Annotated in this window: 18 protein-coding genes, 1 tRNA gene and 1 pseudogene; 7 read left to right on the top strand and 13 right to left on the bottom strand. The window is 63.1% G+C overall.

The window, feature by feature from the left end:
• Window positions 1-75: 75 nt before the first annotated feature.
• Complete coding sequence (locus tag ASD44_RS05580; protein ID WP_056109652.1) at window positions 76-1,014, top strand: AEC family transporter; 939 nt, start codon at window positions 76-78, stop codon at window positions 1,012-1,014.
• On the opposite strand, the gene ASD44_RS05575 is transcribed toward ASD44_RS05580, so the two are convergent.
• A complete protein-coding gene (locus ASD44_RS05575; protein ID WP_056109651.1) occupies window positions 996-2,627 on the bottom strand; it encodes a DNA alkylation response protein in 1,632 nt (543 codons plus the stop codon). The two genes, ASD44_RS05580 and ASD44_RS05575, sit on opposite strands and share 19 nt — an antisense overlap.
• Window positions 2,628-2,798: 171 nt before the next feature.
• On the opposite strand from ASD44_RS05575, the gene ASD44_RS05570 reads away from it, so the two are divergent.
• From ASD44_RS05570 to ASD44_RS18705, 5 genes and pseudogenes are all read left to right on the top strand, one after another.
• Window positions 2,799-3,761 carry an aspartate carbamoyltransferase catalytic subunit gene (locus ASD44_RS05570; RefSeq protein WP_056109649.1) on the top strand — a complete coding sequence of 321 codons (963 nt, stop codon included), beginning with the start codon at window positions 2,799-2,801 and terminating at the stop codon, window positions 3,759-3,761.
• Window positions 3,761-5,047, top strand: a complete 1,287-nt coding sequence (locus ASD44_RS05565) for a dihydroorotase (RefSeq protein ID WP_056109647.1) — start codon at window positions 3,761-3,763, stop codon at window positions 5,045-5,047. Before ASD44_RS05570 ends, ASD44_RS05565 begins: the two co-directional genes overlap by 1 nt.
• Window positions 5,048-5,082: 35 nt before the next feature.
• Window positions 5,083-5,670 (top strand): glycerol-3-phosphate 1-O-acyltransferase PlsY, encoded by a 588-nt coding sequence (gene plsY / locus ASD44_RS05560; RefSeq protein ID WP_056109645.1) that lies wholly within the window; start codon window positions 5,083-5,085, stop codon window positions 5,668-5,670.
• Window positions 5,670-6,271 (top strand): annotated as a pseudogene (locus tag ASD44_RS18710) (DNA-processing protein DprA); the annotation flags it as partial. The gene plsY and the pseudogene ASD44_RS18710, both read left to right, overlap by 1 nt.
• Window positions 6,272-6,273: 2 nt before the next feature.
• Window positions 6,274-6,766 (top strand): DNA-processing protein DprA (locus ASD44_RS18705; protein WP_244480482.1); only part of this gene is annotated, 493 nt, incomplete at its 5' end.
• Between the two features lie 16 nt (window positions 6,767-6,782).
• Here ASD44_RS18705 and ASD44_RS05550 read toward each other — a convergent pair.
• A tRNA-Lys gene (locus ASD44_RS05550) sits at window positions 6,783-6,857 on the bottom strand.
• Between the two features lie 328 nt (window positions 6,858-7,185).
• Between ASD44_RS05550 and ASD44_RS05545 the strand changes: the two genes are divergently transcribed.
• On the top strand, window positions 7,186-7,668 hold the full coding sequence (locus tag ASD44_RS05545) for a BA14K family protein (RefSeq protein ID WP_056109643.1): 483 nt from the start codon (window positions 7,186-7,188) through the stop codon (window positions 7,666-7,668).
• A gap of 60 nt (window positions 7,669-7,728) precedes the next feature.
• Here the strand turns inward: ASD44_RS05545 and glpK are convergent, their stop codons facing one another.
• The 11 genes from glpK to ASD44_RS05490 all read right to left on the bottom strand — a co-directional run bounded on the left by glpK (window position 7,729) and on the right by ASD44_RS05490 (window position 19,175).
• Window positions 7,729-9,219: a glycerol kinase GlpK gene (gene glpK / locus ASD44_RS05540; RefSeq protein ID WP_056115509.1), complete on the bottom strand. Its 1,491-nt coding sequence runs from the start codon at window positions 9,217-9,219 to the stop codon at window positions 7,729-7,731.
• 87 nt (window positions 9,220-9,306) lie between these two features.
• Window positions 9,307-11,031 carry an ABC transporter substrate-binding protein gene (locus ASD44_RS05535; protein WP_056109641.1) on the bottom strand — a complete coding sequence of 575 codons (1,725 nt, stop codon included), beginning with the start codon at window positions 11,029-11,031 and terminating at the stop codon, window positions 9,307-9,309.
• A gap of 75 nt (window positions 11,032-11,106) precedes the next feature.
• Window positions 11,107-11,373 (bottom strand): DUF2160 domain-containing protein, encoded by a 267-nt coding sequence (locus ASD44_RS05530; RefSeq protein WP_056115507.1) that lies wholly within the window; start codon window positions 11,371-11,373, stop codon window positions 11,107-11,109.
• Window positions 11,374-11,506: 133 nt separating this feature from the next.
• Window positions 11,507-11,857, bottom strand: coding sequence for a hypothetical protein (locus ASD44_RS05525; protein WP_056109639.1), 351 nt, complete (start codon window positions 11,855-11,857; stop codon window positions 11,507-11,509).
• Window positions 11,857-12,732 carry a carbohydrate ABC transporter permease gene (locus ASD44_RS05520; protein ID WP_056115504.1) on the bottom strand — a complete coding sequence of 292 codons (876 nt, stop codon included), beginning with the start codon at window positions 12,730-12,732 and terminating at the stop codon, window positions 11,857-11,859. The genes ASD44_RS05525 and ASD44_RS05520 overlap by 1 nt, the downstream gene beginning before the upstream one ends.
• A 44-nt stretch (window positions 12,733-12,776) precedes the next feature.
• Window positions 12,777-13,643 carry a sugar ABC transporter permease gene (locus tag ASD44_RS05515; protein WP_056109637.1) on the bottom strand — a complete coding sequence of 289 codons (867 nt, stop codon included), beginning with the start codon at window positions 13,641-13,643 and terminating at the stop codon, window positions 12,777-12,779.
• A gap of 2 nt (window positions 13,644-13,645) precedes the next feature.
• Window positions 13,646-14,725, bottom strand: coding sequence for an ABC transporter ATP-binding protein (locus ASD44_RS05510; protein ID WP_056109634.1), 1,080 nt, complete (start codon window positions 14,723-14,725; stop codon window positions 13,646-13,648).
• Between the two features lie 10 nt (window positions 14,726-14,735).
• Window positions 14,736-15,815, bottom strand: coding sequence for an ABC transporter ATP-binding protein (locus ASD44_RS05505; protein ID WP_056109632.1), 1,080 nt, complete (start codon window positions 15,813-15,815; stop codon window positions 14,736-14,738).
• A 31-nt stretch (window positions 15,816-15,846) separates the two neighbouring features.
• Entirely contained in the window at window positions 15,847-17,376 is a 1,530-nt protein-coding gene (gene glpD / locus ASD44_RS05500) for a glycerol-3-phosphate dehydrogenase (protein ID WP_056109630.1), read from the bottom strand.
• A gap of 126 nt (window positions 17,377-17,502) precedes the next feature.
• Window positions 17,503-18,270: a DeoR/GlpR family DNA-binding transcription regulator gene (locus ASD44_RS05495; RefSeq protein ID WP_056109629.1), complete on the bottom strand. Its 768-nt coding sequence runs from the start codon at window positions 18,268-18,270 to the stop codon at window positions 17,503-17,505.
• 173 nt (window positions 18,271-18,443) lie between these two features.
• The gene (locus ASD44_RS05490) at window positions 18,444-19,175 is read right to left on the bottom strand and encodes a peptidase (RefSeq protein WP_056109627.1); all 732 of its coding nucleotides are present in this window, start codon (window positions 19,173-19,175) and stop codon (window positions 18,444-18,446) included.
• Window positions 19,176-19,195: the final 20 nt, after the last annotated feature.

The raw sequence follows: 19,195 nt of genomic DNA, 5'->3' as shown, positions 1-19,195 counted from the left end.
CAAGACCGGTGACAGGCTGGTCCATTTACATCCCCACCCCGGCTGGTATGGCTCGCCCGCGATACGGGGTGGCCCATGCAAGCGACGTTCGAAAGTCTCCTGCCGATTTTCCTGCTGATCCTCAGCGGACACATACTGTGCCGCGTCAAATTGATCGACGCCGAAGGTTGGGAAGGCATAAACCAGCTTGGCTACTGGCTGTTCTACCCGGCGCTGATCTTCGTCACCATCGTCAATGCGGATTTCCGCGGCCTGGAGCTCGACGCGATGATGCTGGCGCTGGCCGTGACCCTGCCGCTGGTGTTTGCCCTGGTGCTCGGCCTGTGGCCATTGCTGCGCCGGACCGGTCTGGTGCGGCGGGAAGAGTTTTCGTCCGTTTTCCAGACATCCGTTCGCTGGAACGCGTTCATGGCGCTGGCGATCGCGCAAAAACTCTTTCCGCCGGCCGGCATGGCTGTCATCGCGCTGATGATGGCGGTCATCATCCTGCCGATCAACCTGATGACGGTCTTCGTCGTCACCCGCTTTGCCAACAGAAGCGCCGACTGGGCGACGATCATCCGGCGCATCCTGACCAATCCGATGGTCATTGCCGCCGCGGGCGGTGTGCTCTGGCGCGCCCTGCCCTTTCCGCTCTACGCGCCGGTCGAGAAATCCCTCGATCTGATCGGTCAGGCAGCGCTCGGGCTTGGGCTTGTCGGCATCGGCGCGGGCTTGCGGCTGGGCAGCCTGGTCGAGCCGCGGCTGGCGATCCTGATACCGGTGGTGGTCAAGCTGATCGTTTTTCCAGCATTGCTGCTGGCGGTCGCCCTGGCCTTCGGAGTCACTGGCGAGGCGCTGCTGTTTCTCGTCCTGTGTGGCGCGGTGCCGACCGCGCTAAATGGATACGTCCTGGCCAGGCAGATGGGCGGCGACGCGGAACTCTACGCGACCGTGACGACGCTGCAGACCTTGCTGTCCTTCGCCACCATTCCGGCGATGCTTGCCATCGCGGCTCAGTTCGTCGGCGGATAGAGCGTGTCGATGATCATGCGCGCGTCATGGCGCGAATCGATCATGCCGTAGGTCGTTCGCCATTGGCCGGCGAGGCGCGTCTCGACAAAGGCGTCGGCAATGCGGCCGGCGCCGAGACGGCGCAATTCGGCGGCAGCGGCGGAAAGCGCGAGCTGTTCAGTCAGGATGCGGGCCGAGCCTTCGTCGGTCGACGCCACCTGCATGGCGGCGCGCAGCACGCTGATGGTTCCTCTTCCGTTTGCGCCGAGGTCGCGGTCGATGCCCGAAAGCACATCTTCGAAAAGAGCGGGGGCGCGGCCGAGCACGCGCAGCACGTCCAGCGCCATGACGTTGCCGGAGCCTTCCCAGATGGCGTTGACCGGCGCCTCGCGATAGTAACGCGCCAGCGGCCCCTCCTCGACATAGCCGTTGCCGCCCAGGCATTCCATAGCCTCGTAGAGCAGCGCCGGCGCGAGCTTGCACACCCAGTATTTCACCACCGGCGTCATGGCGCGCGCAAAGGCCGCCTCGCCACGGTCGCTGGCGGCCTCGTCGAAGGAGCGCGCCAGCCTGAATGACAGCGCCGTAGCCGCCGCGACATCCAGCGCCATGTCGGCAAGAACGCGCTGCATGATCGGTTGGTCGATGAGCGGAGTGCCGAAGACCTGGCGATGGCGGGCGTGGTTGACGGCTTCGGCCAGCCCGGCGCGCATGATGGCCGAGGAGGCAATGGCGCAGTCGAGCCGCGTCAGCGTCACCATGTCCATGATGGTCTTGATGCCTTCGCCGGGCTCGCCAACCATCTCGGCGATGGCGTTCTCGAACTCGACCTCTGACGAGGCATTGGAGCGGTTGCCCAGCTTGTCCTTGAGCCGCTGGAAGCGGAAGCCATTGCCGGTGCCGTCGCCGAGGATCCGCGGCACGAGGAAGCAGGAAAGGCCTTCCGGCGCCTGCCCCAGAACAAGGAAGGCATCGGACATCGGGGCCGACATGAACCATTTGTGGCCGGTCAGGCGGTAGAAGCCGCTCGAACCGGCGCGCTCGGCCTTGGTGAGATTGGCCCGTACGTCGGTGCCGCCCTGCTTTTCCGTCATCCCCATGCCGAGCGTCAGGCCGGTCTTTTCGACCGGCGGCTTCTGACTCTGGTCGTATTTGCGCGTCGTCACGCGCGGCGCCCATTCGCGGAACAGCTTCGGATTGCCCATCAGCGCCGCCAGCGAGGCGCTGGTCATGGTGATGGGGCAAAGATGACCGGTCTCGAGCTCCGCTGTCAGGTAGAAGCGCGCGGCCCGCACCTGATGACGGCGTCCGATCTCGGTGTCGCCATTTTCCCAGACCGAGGAATGCAGCCCGATCGCCACAGACCGGCGCAGCAGCGCGTGATAGGCGGGATGGAACTCGACGAGATCAATGCGCTTGCCCTGCCGGTCATGCGTGCGCAGCTTCGGCGTCTCGACATTGGCCAGGCGCGCGAGGTCCTGCGCTTCCTGGGTCAGCACAAAACGGCCGAGCCCGTCGAGCTCCTTGCGGACCGGGTCGGAAAACCGCTCGGCCAGCTGGATCAGCAGAGGATCGCCTCGCCAGGCGTTGCCGCCCGTGAGCGGCGGCGGCTGATTGATCACCTCTTCAGTCACACACCATTCCTTGTCGCATTTCCGGGTCGCATTCCGACTGCGAATCCGCAGTGCCCGCCGGGTTATAGCGGAGGCATGAGGGCGGTGCGACGAAAATACCGGTGGAAAGCCCGCCTATCCAGAGGCAGCGCTTGCGGGTCCTGCTTCTCGGCCCTATAGCAGCGCTTTGACATGACCGACACCGCGTCTCTGCCAATCTACCGCCACCGACATCTGCTCGGCATCCGCGATCTTTCCCCATCCGACATCGAACTTCTGCTGGAACGGGCCGACCGCGCGGTCGCCAATTCCCGGCAGGTCGAGAAGAAGACATCGAGCCTGCGCGGCCGCACGCAGATCAATCTCTTCTATGAGGCGTCGACGCGCACGCAGTCGTCGTTCGAACTGGCCGGCAAGCGGCTGGGCGCCGACGTCATGAACATGTCGGTCGCCAGTTCCTCGGTGAAAAAAGGCGAAACGCTCATCGACACGGCGATGACGCTGAATGCCATGCACCCTGACATCCTCGTCATCCGCCACCAGTCGGCCGGCGCTGCGGCGCTTCTGGCGCAGAAGGTCGGATGCGCGGTGGTCAATGCCGGCGACGGCACGCATGAGCATCCGACGCAGGCGCTGCTCGATGCGCTGACCATCCGGCGCGCCAAGGGGCCGCTGTCGAAACTGATCGTGGCGATCTGCGGCGACATCCTGCATTCGCGCGTCGCGCGCTCCAACATCCTCCTGCTCAATGCGCTCGGCGCGCAAGTGCGGGTCGTCGCGCCCTCGACGCTGCTGCCGACCGGCATCGAGCAGATGGGCGTCATCGTCCATCGCTCGATGGCGGAAGGGTTGAAGGACGCCGACGTGGTGATGATGCTGCGCCTGCAGCGCGAGCGCATGGCCGGCGCCTTCGTGCCTTCGGTGCGCGAATATTTCCGCTATTTCGGACTCGACGCGGAAAAGCTCAAATACGCCAAGCCGGACGCGCTGGTGATGCATCCCGGCCCGATGAACCGCGGCGTGGAGATCGCCTCCGAGATCGCCGACGGCCCGCAAAGCGTCATCCAGGAACAGGTTGAGATGGGAGTCGCGGTGCGCATGGCCGTGATGGAAGCCCTGCTCGACTCAGGGCGCGGTACGGGGGAGCGCAGCTGATGACAGCCACCGTCTTCCACCGCGCCCGCATCGTCGATCCTTCGCGCGGCCTCGATGAAACCGGCACCGTCATCGTCGATGGCGGCAAAATCCTCGCGTCTGGTGCCTCCGCATTCAACCAGGGCACGCCCGAGAGCGCCACGGTCGTCGATTGCGCCGGCAAGGCGCTCCTGCCCGGTCTGGTCGACAGCCGCGTCTTCATCGGCGAACCAGGTGGCGAGCATCGCGAGACCATCGCGTCGGCAAGCGTCGCGGCCGCGGCGGGCGGCGTCACCTCCATCGTCATGATGCCTGATACAGATCCCGCGATCGACAATGTCGCGCTGGTCGAGTTCGTGCTGCGGACCGCGAAGGACACGGCAATCGTCAATGTGTTTCCGGCAGCGGCCATTACCAAGCAGTTGGCAGGCCGCGAAATGACAGAGTTCGGCCTGCTGCGCGAGGCGGGCGCCGTCGGCTTTACCGATGGGCGGCACACCATCGCAAGTTCGCTGGTGATGCGCCGGGCGCTGACCTATGCGCGCGACTTCGGCGCCGTCATCGCGCATGAGACGCAGGATGCCGACCTTGCCTCGTCGGGCGTGATGAACGAAGGGCTTTACGCAAGCTGGCTCGGCCTTGCCGGCATTCCGCGCGAGGCCGAGGCCATCCCGCTGGAACGCGACCTGATGCTGGCGCGGCTGACCGGCGGCGCCTACCACGCCGCCAAGATATCGACCGCTCTTTCCATTGAAGCGATCCGGCGCGCCAAGGCCGATGGCGCCAGGGTCACGGCGGGCGTCGCCATCCACAATCTGGCGCTGAACGAGAACGATGTCGGCGAATACCGGACCTTTTTCCGGCTGATGCCGCCGCTGCGCGCCGAGGAAGACAGGCTTGCCATGATCGAGGCGCTGAAGGACGGTACGCTCGACGTCATCGTTTCCTCGCACGACCCGCAGGACGTCGATACCAAGCGCCTGCCCTTTGCCGATGCCGAGGCCGGCGCGATCGCACTTGAGACGCTGCTGGGCGTGGCGCTGCGGCTCTATCACAATGGCGACGCGCCCCTTTTGCGGCTGGTCGAAACCCTGTCCACCGCCCCTGCCCGGCTGTATGGGCTGGAAGGCGGCACGCTCAAACCCGGATCGCCGGCCGATATCGTTCTGGTCGATCTGGACGAGCCGTGGATTGTCAGCGAAAGTGCCATCCGCTCGCGTTCGAAGAACACCTGTTTCGAGGGAGCGCGGCTGCAAGGCCGGGTCTTGCAAACGATGGTCGCCGGCCACACTGTATTTTCGGTCTAGCCGGCTTCCAAGACCGGCAGCGCCTTGGGGGGATAATGTCGCTCTTTCCGGTTCTAGCCCTGGTTTTCGGCTATCTCTGCGGGTCGATCCCATTCGGCCTGCTGCTGACGCGCTTTGCCGGCCTGGGCGACGTGCGCCAGATCGGCTCCGGCAATATCGGCGCCACCAACGTGCTGCGCACGGGCAACAAGGGATTGGCCGCGGCCACCCTCATCCTCGACGCTCTCAAGGGAACCGTGCCGGCGCTGATCGCCCTGCGCTACGGCGCGGAGACGGGTGCGCTCGCCGGATTCGGCGCGTTTCTGGGCCACCTTTTCCCGGTCTGGCTCGGCTTCAAGGGCGGCAAGGGCGTCGCCACCTATCTCGGCGTGCTGATCGGGCTTGTCTGGCCGGTCGCGCTGGGCTTCATGGCGGTCTGGATCGCCGTAGCGCTTGTGTCCCGCTATTCCTCGCTTGCCGCGCTCACGGCCTGTGTCGTGGTGCCGGTCGCGCTCTATTTGTTCGGCTGGCATGAATACGCCGCCTATTTCGCCGTCATGAGCGTGCTGATCTTCTACAAGCACAAGACCAACATAGCGCGGCTGACGGCCGGCACCGAAGGCCGGATCGGGGCCAAGGGCTGATGGTTGCCAGCGCCTCGCCGCTGCTCAGCGACCGGCAACGGCTCAACTGGCTGCGCCTGATCCGCACCGCCAATGTCGGCCCGGCCAGCTTTCGCGATCTCATCAACCGTTTCGGCTCGGCCGAGGCTGCGCTGGAAATCCTGCCGGAACTGATGATCTCCGGCGGCGCCAGCCGGCTGCCGCGCATTCCGGCCGTCAGCGAGATCGAAGCGGAATTGGAACTGGCCCGGAAAGCCGGAGCACGATTCGTCTGCATCGGCGAACCGGACTATCCGACGCCGCTGAAGGAAATCGACAATCCGCCGCCGGTGCTGGCCATCAAAGGCGACGGCGCGGTGCTGCGGATGCCGGCCATCTCCATCGTTGGCTCCCGCAACGCTTCGCTCACCGGCATGAAGATGGCGCGGATGCTTGCCGCGGAACTCGGCCGCGACGGCTATGCGGTGGTCTCGGGTCTTGCGCGCGGCATCGACACGGCCGTGCATCAGGGCAGCCTGGACACCGGCACCATCGGGATTTTGGCTGGTGGGGTCGATCAGCCCTACCCGCCCGAGAACATCGAGCTTTGCACGGAAATCGCCCGCCGTGGCGGCGCCATTGTNNTTTCCCCCGCCGCAACCGGCTGGTCGCCGGCATGGCCATGGGCCTCGTCGTGGTCGAGGCGGCGCAGCGGTCAGGGTCGCTCATCAGCGCCAGGCTGGCCGGCGAAATGGGTCGGCTTGTCTTTGCCGTGCCGGGCTCGCCGCTGGACCCGCGCGCCGGCGGCACCAACGGCCTGCTCAAGGACGGCGCCATTCTGGTGACGGAAACCGCCGACATCACCGGCGCCATCCAACCCATGGCCGGCTCGCAACCTTCGTTCCGGGCTTCGCTGGAAGAACCGCCGGATTTCTCCGCGATCCAGCCACCAGGCGACACCGAACGGGACCGCGTGGTCGAGGCGCTGGGACCTGCGCCGGTCGCCATCGACGACATCATCGTCCATACCAGCCTGCATCCCGCGCAGGTGTTCATGGTGCTTCTGGAACTGGATCTTGCCGGACGCCTGGAGCGCCATTCGGGCGGACAGGTATCCCTGCTCTTCAATGCCGGGTGACGCAATCAACAGGAAATGGTGAGCCGGGTGGGGATCGAACCCACGACCACATGATTAAAAGTCACGTGCTCTACCGCTGAGCTACCGGCCCATCCCTGATGTTTGCCACGAAGGGAAATCTTCCCGCGCCTCAACATCGTTGCATCGATGCCAGTACGCATCTGGCGGCGCTGCGTTCGGGAAAACAGCCCCCGAAAATTGCGCCGGAACATAGGGAGAGTGCGGGGGCCGGTCAACCGGAAAAACCCATAAAGTCCTGTGTATTGCGCTTATGGGCGGGCGCGCCCGCAATCGGTATCTTCCAGCATTTAGCGGCCTGTCTCGACCGCGGGCATCGGCCGTATAAGCGGAACAAATTCCCGTCCTGGCCGTTTCTAGCGCAAAGGGACTTCCATCAACCCCTTCCGAGGAGAATCTCCATGACAAAGTTCATGTCTACGCTACTGGCGACGACACTGTCTGTTTCGTTCGCCTTCGCAGCAGCGGTGCCGGTCAATGCCGCGCCTGTCATGCCGACAGTCAATGCGCCCGCGGCGTCATCCGATGTCCAGCAGGTGCAGGAACGGCGGCTCCTTCGCCGTCATATCATTCGCCGCGGCAACGGCACCGTCATAAGACGTGACGTCATCCGACGCGGCGACGGTCACTACTGGCGCGGCCATCGCGGATACCGCTACCACCGCCCGGGCTACCGTCGCCACGGGGACTTGTGGTTCCCGCTTGCCGCCTTTGCCACGGGCGCCATAATCTCCGGCGCGATCGCCAACGACCGGCCCCCGGCCTATCGCGGCGGCAGCGCGCATGTGCAGTGGTGCTATGACCGCTACCGGTCGTACCGGGCATCCGACAACACGTTCCAGCCGTATAACGGTCCGCGTCAGCAGTGCTATTCGCCCTACTGACAGCGCACTGTCGAGCAATCCCGATCTGGAAAGAACCCGCGCTTGACCGCGCGGGTTCTTTCATGCGCTGAGGGTGCGGCGCACCGCGTCATGCCAACCCTTCAGCTTGGCCGAGCGCGTCGCCTTGTCCATGTCCGGCTCGAAGCGCCGGTCGAGCGACCACGCCCTGGCGAACTCCGCCATTTTCGGCCAGACACCGGCCTGCGAGCCCGCGAGCCAGGCCGCACCCAACGCGGTGGTCTCGAGAATTGTCGGCCTGTCGACGGGCGCGTCCAGCACATCGGCAAGGCGCTGCATCGTCCAGTCCGAAGCGACCATGCCGCCATCGACCCGCAGAACGGTCCTGGCGGCTCCGGACTTCCAGTCCTTGCGCATCGCGTCGAGCAGATCGCGGGTCTGGTAGGCGACCGATTCCAGCGCCGCGCGCGCGAATTCGGCCGGGCCGGAATTGCGCGTCAGGCCGAAGATCGCGCCCCGCGCCTCCGCATCCCAATGCGGCGCGCCGAGGCCGACAAAGGCCGGCACCAGATAGACATTCTGCGTCGGATCGGCCTGCGCGGCGAGCTCGCCGCTTTTCGCCGCCTTGTCGATCATCCTGGCTCCGTCGCGGAGCCATTGTACGGCCGCGCCGGCGATGAAGATCGATCCTTCGAGCGCATAGGTGGTCTTGCCGCCCAGCCGATAGGCAATGGTCGTCAGCAGGCGGTTTTTCGAACGCACGATGTCGGCGCCCGTGTTGAGGATGGCGAAGCAGCCAGTGCCGTAGGTCGATTTCATCATTCCCGGCTTGAAGCAGGCCTGGCCTATGGTGGCCGCCTGCTGATCGCCGGCGACCCCGAGTATTTTTATCTCGGCGCCGAACAGGTTTTTCTCCGTGATTCCAAAATCATCGGCGCAATCTTTGACTTCCGGCAGCAGCGATGCGGGAATGCGAAGAATCTTGAGCAGTTCCTCGTCCCAGGCATTGGTCGCGATGTTGTACACCAGCGTTCGCGAGGCGTTGGTGGCATCGGTGGCGTGAACCTTGCCGCCGGTCAGCCGCCAGATGAGGAATGTGTCGATCGTCCCGGCAAGCAGTTCGCCCTTCTCGGCGCGCTTGCGGGCGCCCTTGACCTTGTCCAGGAGCCAGGCGATCTTGGTGCCGGAAAAATACGGGTCGAGCAGCAGGCCGGTCTTCTTGCTGAACTTCGGCTCCAGCCCCTGCTTCTTCAGCCTGGCGCAGAGCGAGGCCGTGCGGCGGTCCTGCCAGACGATGGCATTGTGGATGGGCGTGCCGGTGGCCTTGTCCCAGATCACCACCGTTTCACGCTGGTTGGTGATGCCGATGGCGGCGATATCCGAGGCGCTGCGCTTTGCCGATTTGAGCGCGGCCTTCACCGTTGCGACGACGCTCGACCAGATTTCCTCCGGATCGTGCTCCACCCATCCCGAAGCCGGATAGTGCTGGGTGAACTCCTTTTGACCGGAGCCTGCCGGCTTCATCTGGCCGTCGAAGACGATGGCGCGTGAGGATGTGGTGCCCTGGTCGATCGCGAGGATGTAGCCGCTCATGGTGTCTCCCTGTTCCATATGAATGAGGGAGACGGCCATGTGCCGCCTCCCCCATGTAACGACGTCGCCACTTTGGCGCGGCGGACCTTACTTCTGCCAGCTCTTGACCAGTTCGTCGTAGTTGACGGTCATCGGCTTTTCTTTCTCGTTCTCGATCTTCAACTGCGGGGCAAGGTTGCCTTTGGAAACGGCGTCCTTGTTCCAGTATTCGAGATCGTGCTCCTCGGCCATCTTCGGACCGATATCGCCCTGGACGCCGGCGCGTTCCAGGCGCTCCATGACCTTCTCCTGCTCGGCGCAGAGGGAGTCCATGGCTTCCTGGGCCGTCTTGGCGCCCGACGAAGCGTCGCCGATCGCCTGCCACCACAACTGGGCGAGCTTCGGATAGTCCGGCACGTTGGTGCCGGTCGGCGACCACTGCTTGCGGGCCGGCGAGCGATAGAACTCGACGAGGCCGCCGAGCTTGGGTGCGCGGTCGGTGAAGCTCTGATGGTCGATCGTCGACTGACGGATGAAGGTCAGACCCATATGGCTCTTCTTCACGTCGACAGTCTTGGAGGTCACGAACTGCGCATAGAGCCAGGCGGCCTTGGCGCGGTCGTCCGGCGTCGATTTCATCAGCGTCCAGGAGCCAACATCCTGGTAGCCAAGCTTCATGCCGTCCTTCCAGTAAACGCCGTGCGGCGACGGAGCGAAGCGCCACTTCGGCGTACCGTCCTCGTTGACCACCGGCAGACCCGGCTTGACGAAATCGGCCGTGAAGGCGGTGTAGGTGAACATCTGCTGGGCAACTTCGCCCTGCGATGGCACCGGCCCCGATTCGGAGAAGGTCATGCCTTGCGCCGCGGCTGGAGCGTAGGCCTTCAGCCAGTCGAGGTATTTCTGGATCGCATAGACCGAGGCCGGGCCATTGGTGTCGCCGCCGCGGGCGACGCAGGAGCCGACCGGGCGCGAGTTCTCGTCGACCTTGATGCCCCATTCATCGACTGGAAGGCCGTTGGGCAGGCCCTTGTCGCCGTTGCCGGCCATGGAAAGCCACGCGTCGGTGAAGCGCCAGCCGAGCGACGGGTCCTTCTTGCCGTAGTCCATGTGGCCATAGACCTTCTTGCCGCCCACCTCGCGGCCGGTGAAGAACTCGGCAATGTCCTCATAGGCCGACCAGTTGACCGGCACGCCGAGGTCGTAGCCGTATTTCGCCTTGAAATCGGCCTTGTTCTTTTCGTCGTTGAACCAGTCGTAACGGAACCAGTAGAGGTTCGCGAACTGCTGGTCGGGCAACTGGTAGAGCTTCTTGTCCGGCGCGGTGGTGAACGACGTGCCGATGAAATCGGCGAGGTCGAGGCCGGGATTGGTGACATCCTTGCCCTCGTTCGCCATCCAGTCGGTCAGATTTCGAACCTGCTGGTAGCGCCAATGCGTGCCGATCAGGTCGGAATCGTTGACCCAGCCGTCATACAGGTTCTCACCCGTCTGCATCTGGGTCTGGATCTTTTCGACAACGTCGCCTTCCTGGATCAGATCGTGCTTGAGTTTGATGCCGGTGATGGCGGAAAACGCCGGCGCGAGCACTTCGGATTCATAAGAATGCGTGGTGATGGTTTCCGACACCACCTTGATTTCCATGCCGGCGAAAGGCTTCGCGGCATCGATGAACCATTGCATTTCCTTTTCCTGGTCGGCGCGGGAGAGCGAGGACTGATCCCCGATCTCCTTGTCCAGGAAAGCCTTGGCTTCGTCCATGCCGGCATAGGCGTTAGTGGCGCCCAAAAGCAGGACAAGTGCGGTGGTCGATGTTAAAAATTGACGTCGCATGAGTCTCCTCCACATTGGTTTCAAGTGCGATGCGGAGCGGTCGCCTGCACGCGACCGCTCCAACGAATTCTCCCCCTATACGTAGCGAAATACGCCAATGGCGTAGACCACGGAGAGAGCGAGAGCCCACCACAGGCTGGGTCCGACGAGACCCAGCCAAGCGAGATGGATAAAGGCGCTGCCAAGCAGCGATATGAAAAGCCGGTCGCCGCGCGTCGTCTCGAAGCGCAGGACGCCAACGCGCGGATTGCCGCCGGGCGAGGCGTACTCCCAGACGGCCATCAGCGACAGCAGCGCGAAAATGGTGAGGAAGAACATCCCGGTCGGGAAGGTCCATGCCATCCAGCCGCCCTTGAGCAGGGGCGCGGTCCAGTCGCGCACTCCATCCTTGGCGGGAACGGCAGAAGCAAGCAGCCCCGCCAGAACGGCGTAGACGACAAGCACGGAAATGAAGGGGACAGGCCAGCGGCGAGACCTAGTCATGGCGTCTCCTGTCATACTGCCCTTCCAGAGGGGGTGCTTTCAATGCACTGGCAGCTAGTGCCGAGCAGATGCCGGCAAGATGATTCAGGGCATGCCAAGGCAAACCGAGTGAAAGTGGTGAGTCGGAATCGCTCGATTCTGATCGCAGGTCTGTGAGATCGTCTTTTGCATCCGACAAGACAAGGTCCGGCTTCTCGATCGAGAAGACCTCAGTCGGAAACACGGACCAGTAAAATGGCCGATCAATATCAATCGTCTCGATCCCCGACGCCAAAACTTTGTCGAAAACTGACAGCGCGAGGTTACGCACCTCTTTCACGGAAATTGTCTGACGTCCGTCCATCAAACCCTCCCCAGGGCGAAGCCCTTGGCGATGTAGTTGCGCACGAACCAGATCACCAGCGCGCCGGGGATCAGCGTCAGCACTCCGGCGGCGGCGAGCAGGCCCCAATCCATGCCGGAGGCCGACACGGTGCGGGTCATGACGGCTGCGATCGGCTTGGCGTCGGTTGTCGTCAGCGTGCGGGCCAGAAGCAGTTCCACCCACGAGAACATGAAGCAGAAGAAGCAGGCGACGCCGATGCCGCTGGCGATCAACGGCATGAATATCCTGATGAAGAAGCGCGGGAACGAATAGCCGTCGATATAGGCGGTCTCGTCGATCTCCTTCGGCACGCCGGACATGAAGCCTTCGAGGATCCACACCGCCAGCGGCACGTTGAACAGGCAGTGCGCCAGCGCAACGGCGATATGCGTGTCGATCAGCCCGAATGCCGAATAGAGCTGGAAGAACGGCAGCGCGAAAACCGCGGGCGGCGCCATGCGGTTGGTCAGCAGCCAGAAGAACAGGTGCTTGTCGCCGAGGAAGCGATAACGCGAGAACGCATAGGCCGCCGGCAGCGCCACGGCGACGGAAATCACCATGTTCATGACCACATAGGTGATCGAGTTGATGTAGCCCGAATACCAGGACGCGTCGGTGAAGATGACCGCGTAATTGCGCAGCGTCGGCGCGTGCGGGTACAGCGTCATCGACGATATGATCTCGGTGTTCGTCTTGAAGCTCATGTTGATGAGCCAGTAGATCGGCAGCAGCAGGAAGACGATGTAGATCGTCGGCACCAGCCACCACCAGCGCGACTGGCCGCCGCGTTTGCGCATGCGCCGGGCGATGATGTCGGCGCCCGCGGCCGCAGGCGTCCCGGCCGCCGGTATCATGCCGGCGCGGCCACTGTCGGTCCTGTGTTCGACGCCCGACATGCTCAGCGCTCCGCGTCGTAGTTGGTCATCACGGTGTAGAACACCCATGACAACAGCAGGATAATGAGGAAGTAGACGATCGACATCGCCGCCGCCGGACCGAGGTCGAACTGTCCGAGCGCCGTCTTGACAAGGTCGATGGAGAGGAACGTCGTCGAATTGCCCGGCCCGCCGCCGGTGACGACGAAGGGTTCGGTGTAGATCATGAAACTGTCCATGAAGCGCAGCAGCACGGCGATCAAAAGCACGCGCTGCATTTTCGGCAGCTGGATGTAGCGGAAGACCGACCAACGCGACGCGCCGTCGATCTTGGCGGCCTGGTAGAACGCGTCCGGTATCGACACGAGGCCGGCGTAGCACAGAAGGACGACGAGGCTCGTCCAGTGCCAGACATCCATGACGATGACCGTGACCCAGGCATCGAGCGAGTCGCGGACATAGTTGTAATCGATGCCGATCGCGTTGACGTAGTAGCCCATGAGGCCGATGTCGCTGCGGCCGAAAACCTGCCAGATGGTGCCGACGACATTCCACGGAATGAGCAAGGGCAAGGCCATCAGCACGAGGCAGACCGGCACGCCCCAGCCGCTGCGCGGCATGTTGAGCGCGATGAAGATGCCGAGCGGCACTTCGATGGCCAGGATGATGAAGGAGAAGACAAGGTTGCGCCCCATCGCCGCCCAGAAGCGGTCGGAATGCAGCACTTCCTCGAACCATTCGGTGCCGGCCCAGAAGAAGACGTTGTTGCCGAACGTATCCTGGACCGAGTAGTTGACCACCGTCATCAGCGGGATGACGGCGGAAAACGCCACCAGCACCAGAACCGGCAGGACGAGGAACCAGGCCTTGTTGTTCCAGGGTTTGTCCATGGTCATGCGCCTCCGCTGCGGTCGAGATCGACACGCCAGGAGTCGGCGTAGAGGTTGATGCCGGCGGGATCGAAACGGATGCGCGGCTCGGCCGGAACCTCGTCGTCCTCGCCGAGAATGGCTGCGATGTCCCGGCCTTCCAGCGTCGCATGGACCACTTTGTGCCGCCCGACATCCTCGACCTTGCTGACCGACACCGCCATGCCGTCCCTGCCAAGGCGGACATATTCGGGGCGGATGCCGAGTTCCATCGCGCCCGTTGCCTCTTTCGGCGCTCCCGGCAGTTCGATGCCCTGATCTCCGAGCCGGGCGGTGCGGCCATCGACCGATACCGGCATGAAGTTCATGCCGGGCGAGCCGATGAAGTAGCCGACAAAAGTATGCCTGGGCCTTTCGAACAGTTCCGCCGGCGTGCCGATCTGGACGATCTCGCCGTCATACATGACCACGACATTGTCGGCGAAGGTCAGGGCCTCGGTCTGGTCATGGGTGACATAGACCATCGTGTAGCCGAAGCGCCGGTGCAACTGCTTCAGTTGCGAGCGCAGCACCCATTTCATGTGCGGGTCGATCACGGTCAGCGGTTCGTCGAACAGGATGGCGTTGACGTCGGACCGCACCAGTCCACGGCCGAGCGAAATCTTCTGCTTCTGGTCGGCGGTGAGGCCCCGCGCCTTGCGTTTGGCCCAGTCCGCCAGGTCGATCATCTCCAGCGTCTCGCGGACTTTGCGGTCGATCTCGGCTTCCGGCACGCTGCGATTGCGCAGCGGGAACGCCAGATTGTCGTAGACGGTCATGGTGTCGTAGATGACCGGAAACTGGAACACCTGCGCGATGTTGCGTTCCTGGGTGGAGAGGCGAGTCACGTCGCGGCCGTCGAACAGAAGCTGGCCGTGCGAGGGATAAAGCAGGCCTGAAATGATGTTGAGCAAGGTGGTCTTGCCGCAGCCGGAGGGACCCAGCAGCGCATAGGCCCCGCCATCCTCGAAGGTGTGATGCACTTCCTTGAGCGCGAAATCCGAATCCTTCGCCGGGTTCGGCAGGTAGGAGTGACGGATGTGGTTGACTTCGATGCGCGCCATCGCCCTCTCCTCACGCCGCCAGTTTCGGCGCGGTCATGGCCCGGCCGACGTCGTCGAAAACCATGATATGGCGCGTGTCGATGAAGACCTCGACCTGTTCGTCCGGTTCGAGCTTGTGGATGCCATGGGCCAGCATCACCCATCGCGCATCGGCGAAATTCAGATGCACGAAGCTTTCCGAGCCGGTGATCTCGGTGATCGAAACTTTCGCCTGCACCGGAACGGCCGCGGCATTGCGCCGTTCGAACGACAGATGGTGCGGCTGGAAGCCGATCGTATAGGGGCCGTCAGCGATGCCGGCGAGGCTTTCCGGTACCGGCAGCTTCACGCCGCCTTCGAGCAGGAAGCTGTTGCCTTTCTTGGCCAGCACGATCGTGTTCAACGGCGGATCGGCAAACGTTTTGGCCGTCACGAGATCGACCGGACTGCGGAAAACGTCGATCGTCGGCCCGAACTGCGTCACCCGTCCCTGCGACAGCGTCGCCGTGTTGCCCCCGAGCAGAAGCGCTTCATGCGGTTCGGTGGTCGCATAGACGAAGATGGTTCCGGCCTCGGCGAAGATGCGTGGCAGCTCCTCGCGCAGTTCCTCGCGCAGCTTGTAGTCGAGGTTGGCCAGCGGCTCGTCGAGGAGAACCAGGCTCGCATTCTTGACGATGGCCCGCGCCAGCGCCGTGCGCTGCTGCTGGCCGCCGGAGAGGCTGAGCGGCGTGCGGTCAAGATAAGGTGTGAGCTTGAGCAGCGCCGCCGCCTTGCGCACTTCGCTGTCTATCGTGCCGCGGTCGATGCCGGCGACACGCAGCGGCGACGCGATGTTGTCATAGACGGTCATCGCCGGGTAGTTGATGAACTGCTGGTAGACCATGGCGACGTTGCGCTTCTGCACCGGACGACCGGTCACATCCTGGCCGTCGAAGAAGATCGAACCGGAGGTGGGGACATCAAGGCCTGCCATCAGCCGCATCAGGCTGGTCTTGCCTGACAGCGTCGGGCCGAGAAGGACATTCAGGGAGCCATGCCGAAAGGTCAACGACACATCCGAGATGTGGGTTGCGGCGCCGACGACCTTTGTCACATTCCTCAGTTCAAGCATGCCGTTCCTCCCCTGGTCCCGGCGCCCGTTTCTATTCTGCCGCTTCCGTCTTCTGACCGCCAGTCTTGCGCATATAGTCAGTCAAAGCCGTCACTTGCTCCCCGGTCAGGTGGAGGCCGCGCTTTGTCCGCCGCCACAGCACGTCCTCCGCGGTGACGGCCCATTCGTTTTCGATGAGATAGCGAACCTCGGCTTCGTAGAGGTCGCCGCCGAAATCGCGGCCAAGATCGGCGATGGACTTCGCCAGGCCGAGCAGATTGTGCGCACGCGTGCCGTAAAGGCGGGTCAGGCGCCGGGCCAGACGGGCGTCGAGAAAGGGATAAGCCTTCTTCAGCTTCGCCACCTGGGCATCGAAGCCGGTGGCCGGAAAGTCGCCACCGGGCAGCGGCGCGGCTTGCGTCCATGGCTTGCCGCGGGCTCCCAGAAACTCCTCAATCTTCTCCAGCATCGATTCCGACAGCCGGCGATAGGTGGTGATCTTGCCGCCAAAGGCATTGAGCAGCGGCGGTTCGCCGTGCCCGCCCTCAGCCTTGAGCACGTAGTCGCGCGTGGCTTCCTGTGCCTTCGAAGCGCCGTCGTCATAGAGCGGACGCACCGCCGAGTAGGTCCAGACAATATCCTCGCGGCGCACCGGCTCGGCGAAATATTCGCTCGCGGCGGCGCATAGATAATCGATCTCGGCATCGCTGATGCGCACATCGTGCGGGTCGCCGGGATAATCCTGGTCGGTGGTGCCGATCAGGGTGAAGTCTTCCTCATAAGGGATGGCGAAGATGATGCGGCCATCCTTGTTCTGGAAGAAATAGGCGCGCGAATCCTCGAATTTCTTGCGTATGACGATATGGCTGCCCTGCACGAGCCGGACGTTGTGGATGTCGTTTTGCCCGAGCGTCGCCGACAGCACATGATCCACCCACGGCCCGGCGGCGTTGACCAGCACGCGCGCCCTCACCTGCCCGGTCTCGCCCGTCTGCAAATCCTGAAGCGACAGCAGCCAGACATCGCCTTCGCGATGGGCGCCGACGACCTTGGTGCGTGTGCGGATGGTGGCTCCGCGATCCGCTGCATCGCGGGCATTGAGCGCAACCAGGCGCGCATCGTTCACCCAGCCGTCCGAATATTCGAAAGCCTTGGCGAACAGCGGTTTGAGCGGCTTTCCCGCGGGGTCGCGCCTCATGTCCAGCGTGCGGGTCGGCGGCAGCAGCTTGCGGCCGCCGAGATGGTCGTAGAGGAACAGGCCGAGCCTGACCATCCAGGCGGGGCGAGGCCCGCCCTTGTGGAAGGGCAGAACGAAGCGCATCGGCCAGATGATGTGCGGCGCGTTGCGCCACAGCACCTCGCGCTCCATCAGCGCTTCCCGAACAAGGCGGAATTCAAAGAATTCGAGGTAACGCAGGCCGCCGTGAATGAGCTTGGTCGATCCCGACGAGGTGCCGCTGGCCAGATCGTTCATTTCGGCCAGAAAAACGGAAAAGCCACGCCCCACGGCGTCGCGGGCTATGCCGCAACCGTTTATGCCGCCTCCGATGACAAAAATGTCATGGACCGGGGATGTGGCCAAGACGTCCTCCCTCGATTTCGCGATGCAGCATTTCCTGCATTTTCGAAACCATTTCGACGATAATTCGAAAAGAGAACGAATGTCAAACGCAAACTCAAAAGGGTCACGCCGGGTGCTCCGAAGTTGTCAGGAGCGCTGCGTTTCGATCAGTTCGACCTCCGATTCCTGGCAGATCTTGCGCACGGATGCGATGTTGCATTTGTCGGTGATGAACGTGTCGACCTGGCTCAGATGGCCGATGCGAACCGGCGCGGTGCGCTCGAACTTGGTCTGGTCCGACACCAGAATCACATGCCGGGCATTGGCGATGATCGCCTGCGCAACCTTCACTTCGCGGAAGTCGAAATCGAGGATGGCGCCGTCATGGTCGATAGCGGATGCGCCGATGACGGCATAGTCGACCTTGAACTGCTTGATGAAGTCGACGGCGGCCTCGCCGACAATGCCGCCATCCGAACCGCGAACGACGCCGCCCGCGATGACCACTTCGATCGAAGGATACACCCGCATCCTGTTGGCGACATTGATGTTATTGGTGATGACCATCAGGCCGGCATGATCCAGCAACGCCTTGCCAACGGCCTCTGTCGTGGTGCCGATATTGATGAAGAGCGAGGCGTTGTCGGGAATGAGCCGCGCAGCGGCGAGACCGATCGCTTCCTTCTCGTCGGCGGCGATCTTGCGGCGCGCCTCATACTCCATGTTTTCGATGCCCGATGGAAACAAAGCCCCGCCGTGGACGCGCGTCAGGAGCCGCTGGTCGCAGAGATCGTTAAGGTCCTTGCGGATGGTCTGCGGTGTGACGCTGAAATGCGTCGCCAGGTCCTCCACCAGCACGCGCCCATTGTCCTTGGCCATCTGAATGATCTCGGAATGGCGCGGCGACAGAAACATGACAAATCCTCCCGTTTTCGTTTTTCTTTAGCTTAACCGAAAACGAAACCTCTGAAAAGAGCGAGAGCCGGCTAATGGAAAATGCCTGTTTGCAAATGTGAACTTGACGGGGGGCTGATATTTCGACCGGTTCGCCGGTCGCGAAACGGTGCGCGCCTCCCGCCCAACCGCGTCTATTCGGAGAAATCCGGAAGGTTCTGGAAAGCGGCCTTCAGAGCGTTCGACCAGCCCTCCGAAATCGTGCGGTAGTAGGCATCGTCCTGAGCGAACCGTTTCCTGATACCGACCTTGAATGTGTCCTTTTCGTAGAACAGCAGGTCGATCGGCAGGCCGACCGACAGGTTCGACTTCAGCGTCGAATCGAAAGATACGACCAGCAGCTTGACCGTCTCGGCAAAGCTCATGGTCCTGTCATAGGCGCGGATGATGATCGGTTTGCCGTATTTGGTCTCACCGATCTGGAAGAAGGGCGTATCGTCGGTGGATTCAATGAAATTTCCCTCGGGATAGATCATGAACAGGCGCGGTTCGCTGCCACGGATTTGTCCGCCAAGGATGAAGGATGCGTTGAAATAGGCGTCCGCCGTTTCGCCGACCGGTATGGACTTGGCGATAACTTCCTTCACGATGTCGCCCACCATGCACGCGGTCTGGTACATCGAGGCGGTTTCCAGCAACGCCTGATGCCGGTCCACAACGGCTTTGCTGCGCTCGTCGAGCAGGCTGACAACGGCCTGCGTCGTCGCAAGGTTGCCGGCAGACATGAGGACGATCACCCGCTCGCCGGGCTCTTCCCAGACATGCATCTTGCGAAAGGTCGAGATGGAATCCATCCCGGCATTGGTCCGCGTGTCCGACATGAACACGAGTCCGCGATCGATTTTGAGGCCGACGCAATAGGTCATGGAATCGGTTTCCCGCGTGA

Origin of the sequence: Mesorhizobium sp. Root554 (assembly GCF_001427025.1) — a bacterium.
Lineage (GTDB): Bacteria > Pseudomonadota > Alphaproteobacteria > Rhizobiales > Rhizobiaceae > Mesorhizobium.
Note: the sequence above shows the minus strand (reverse complement) of the source record. Positions and strands in the feature narration are given on the sequence as shown.

Coding starts and splice junctions, on each gene's coding strand:
- ASD44_RS05580 (WP_056109652.1), top strand. CDS start 76: ATGCAAGCGACGTTCGAAAGTCTCCTGCCGATTTTCCTGCTGATCCTC.
- ASD44_RS05525 (WP_056109639.1), bottom strand. CDS start 11,857: ATGGACGGACGTCAGACAATTTCCGTGAAAGAGGTGCGTAACCTCGCG.
- glpK (WP_056115509.1), bottom strand. CDS start 9,219: ATGAGCGGCTACATCCTCGCGATCGACCAGGGCACCACATCCTCACGC.
- ASD44_RS05515 (WP_056109637.1), bottom strand. CDS start 13,643: ATGGACAAACCCTGGAACAACAAGGCCTGGTTCCTCGTCCTGCCGGTT.
- ASD44_RS05510 (WP_056109634.1), bottom strand. CDS start 14,725: ATGGCGCGCATCGAAGTCAACCACATCCGTCACTCCTACCTGCCGAAC.
- ASD44_RS05505 (WP_056109632.1), bottom strand. CDS start 15,815: ATGCTTGAACTGAGGAATGTGACAAAGGTCGTCGGCGCCGCAACCCAC.
- ASD44_RS05545 (WP_056109643.1), top strand. CDS start 7,186: ATGACAAAGTTCATGTCTACGCTACTGGCGACGACACTGTCTGTTTCG.
- ASD44_RS05565 (WP_056109647.1), top strand. CDS start 3,761: ATGACAGCCACCGTCTTCCACCGCGCCCGCATCGTCGATCCTTCGCGC.
- ASD44_RS05570 (WP_056109649.1), top strand. CDS start 2,799: ATGACCGACACCGCGTCTCTGCCAATCTACCGCCACCGACATCTGCTC.
- ASD44_RS05490 (WP_056109627.1), bottom strand. CDS start 19,175: ATGACCTATTGCGTCGGCCTCAAAATCGATCGCGGACTCGTGTTCATG.
- ASD44_RS05520 (WP_056115504.1), bottom strand. CDS start 12,732: ATGATACCGGCGGCCGGGACGCCTGCGGCCGCGGGCGCCGACATCATC.
- ASD44_RS05535 (WP_056109641.1), bottom strand. CDS start 11,031: ATGCGACGTCAATTTTTAACATCGACCACCGCACTTGTCCTGCTTTTG.
- ASD44_RS05495 (WP_056109629.1), bottom strand. CDS start 18,270: ATGTTTCTGTCGCCGCGCCATTCCGAGATCATTCAGATGGCCAAGGAC.
- plsY (WP_056109645.1), top strand. CDS start 5,083: ATGTCGCTCTTTCCGGTTCTAGCCCTGGTTTTCGGCTATCTCTGCGGG.
- ASD44_RS05530 (WP_056115507.1), bottom strand. CDS start 11,373: ATGGCATGGACCTTCCCGACCGGGATGTTCTTCCTCACCATTTTCGCG.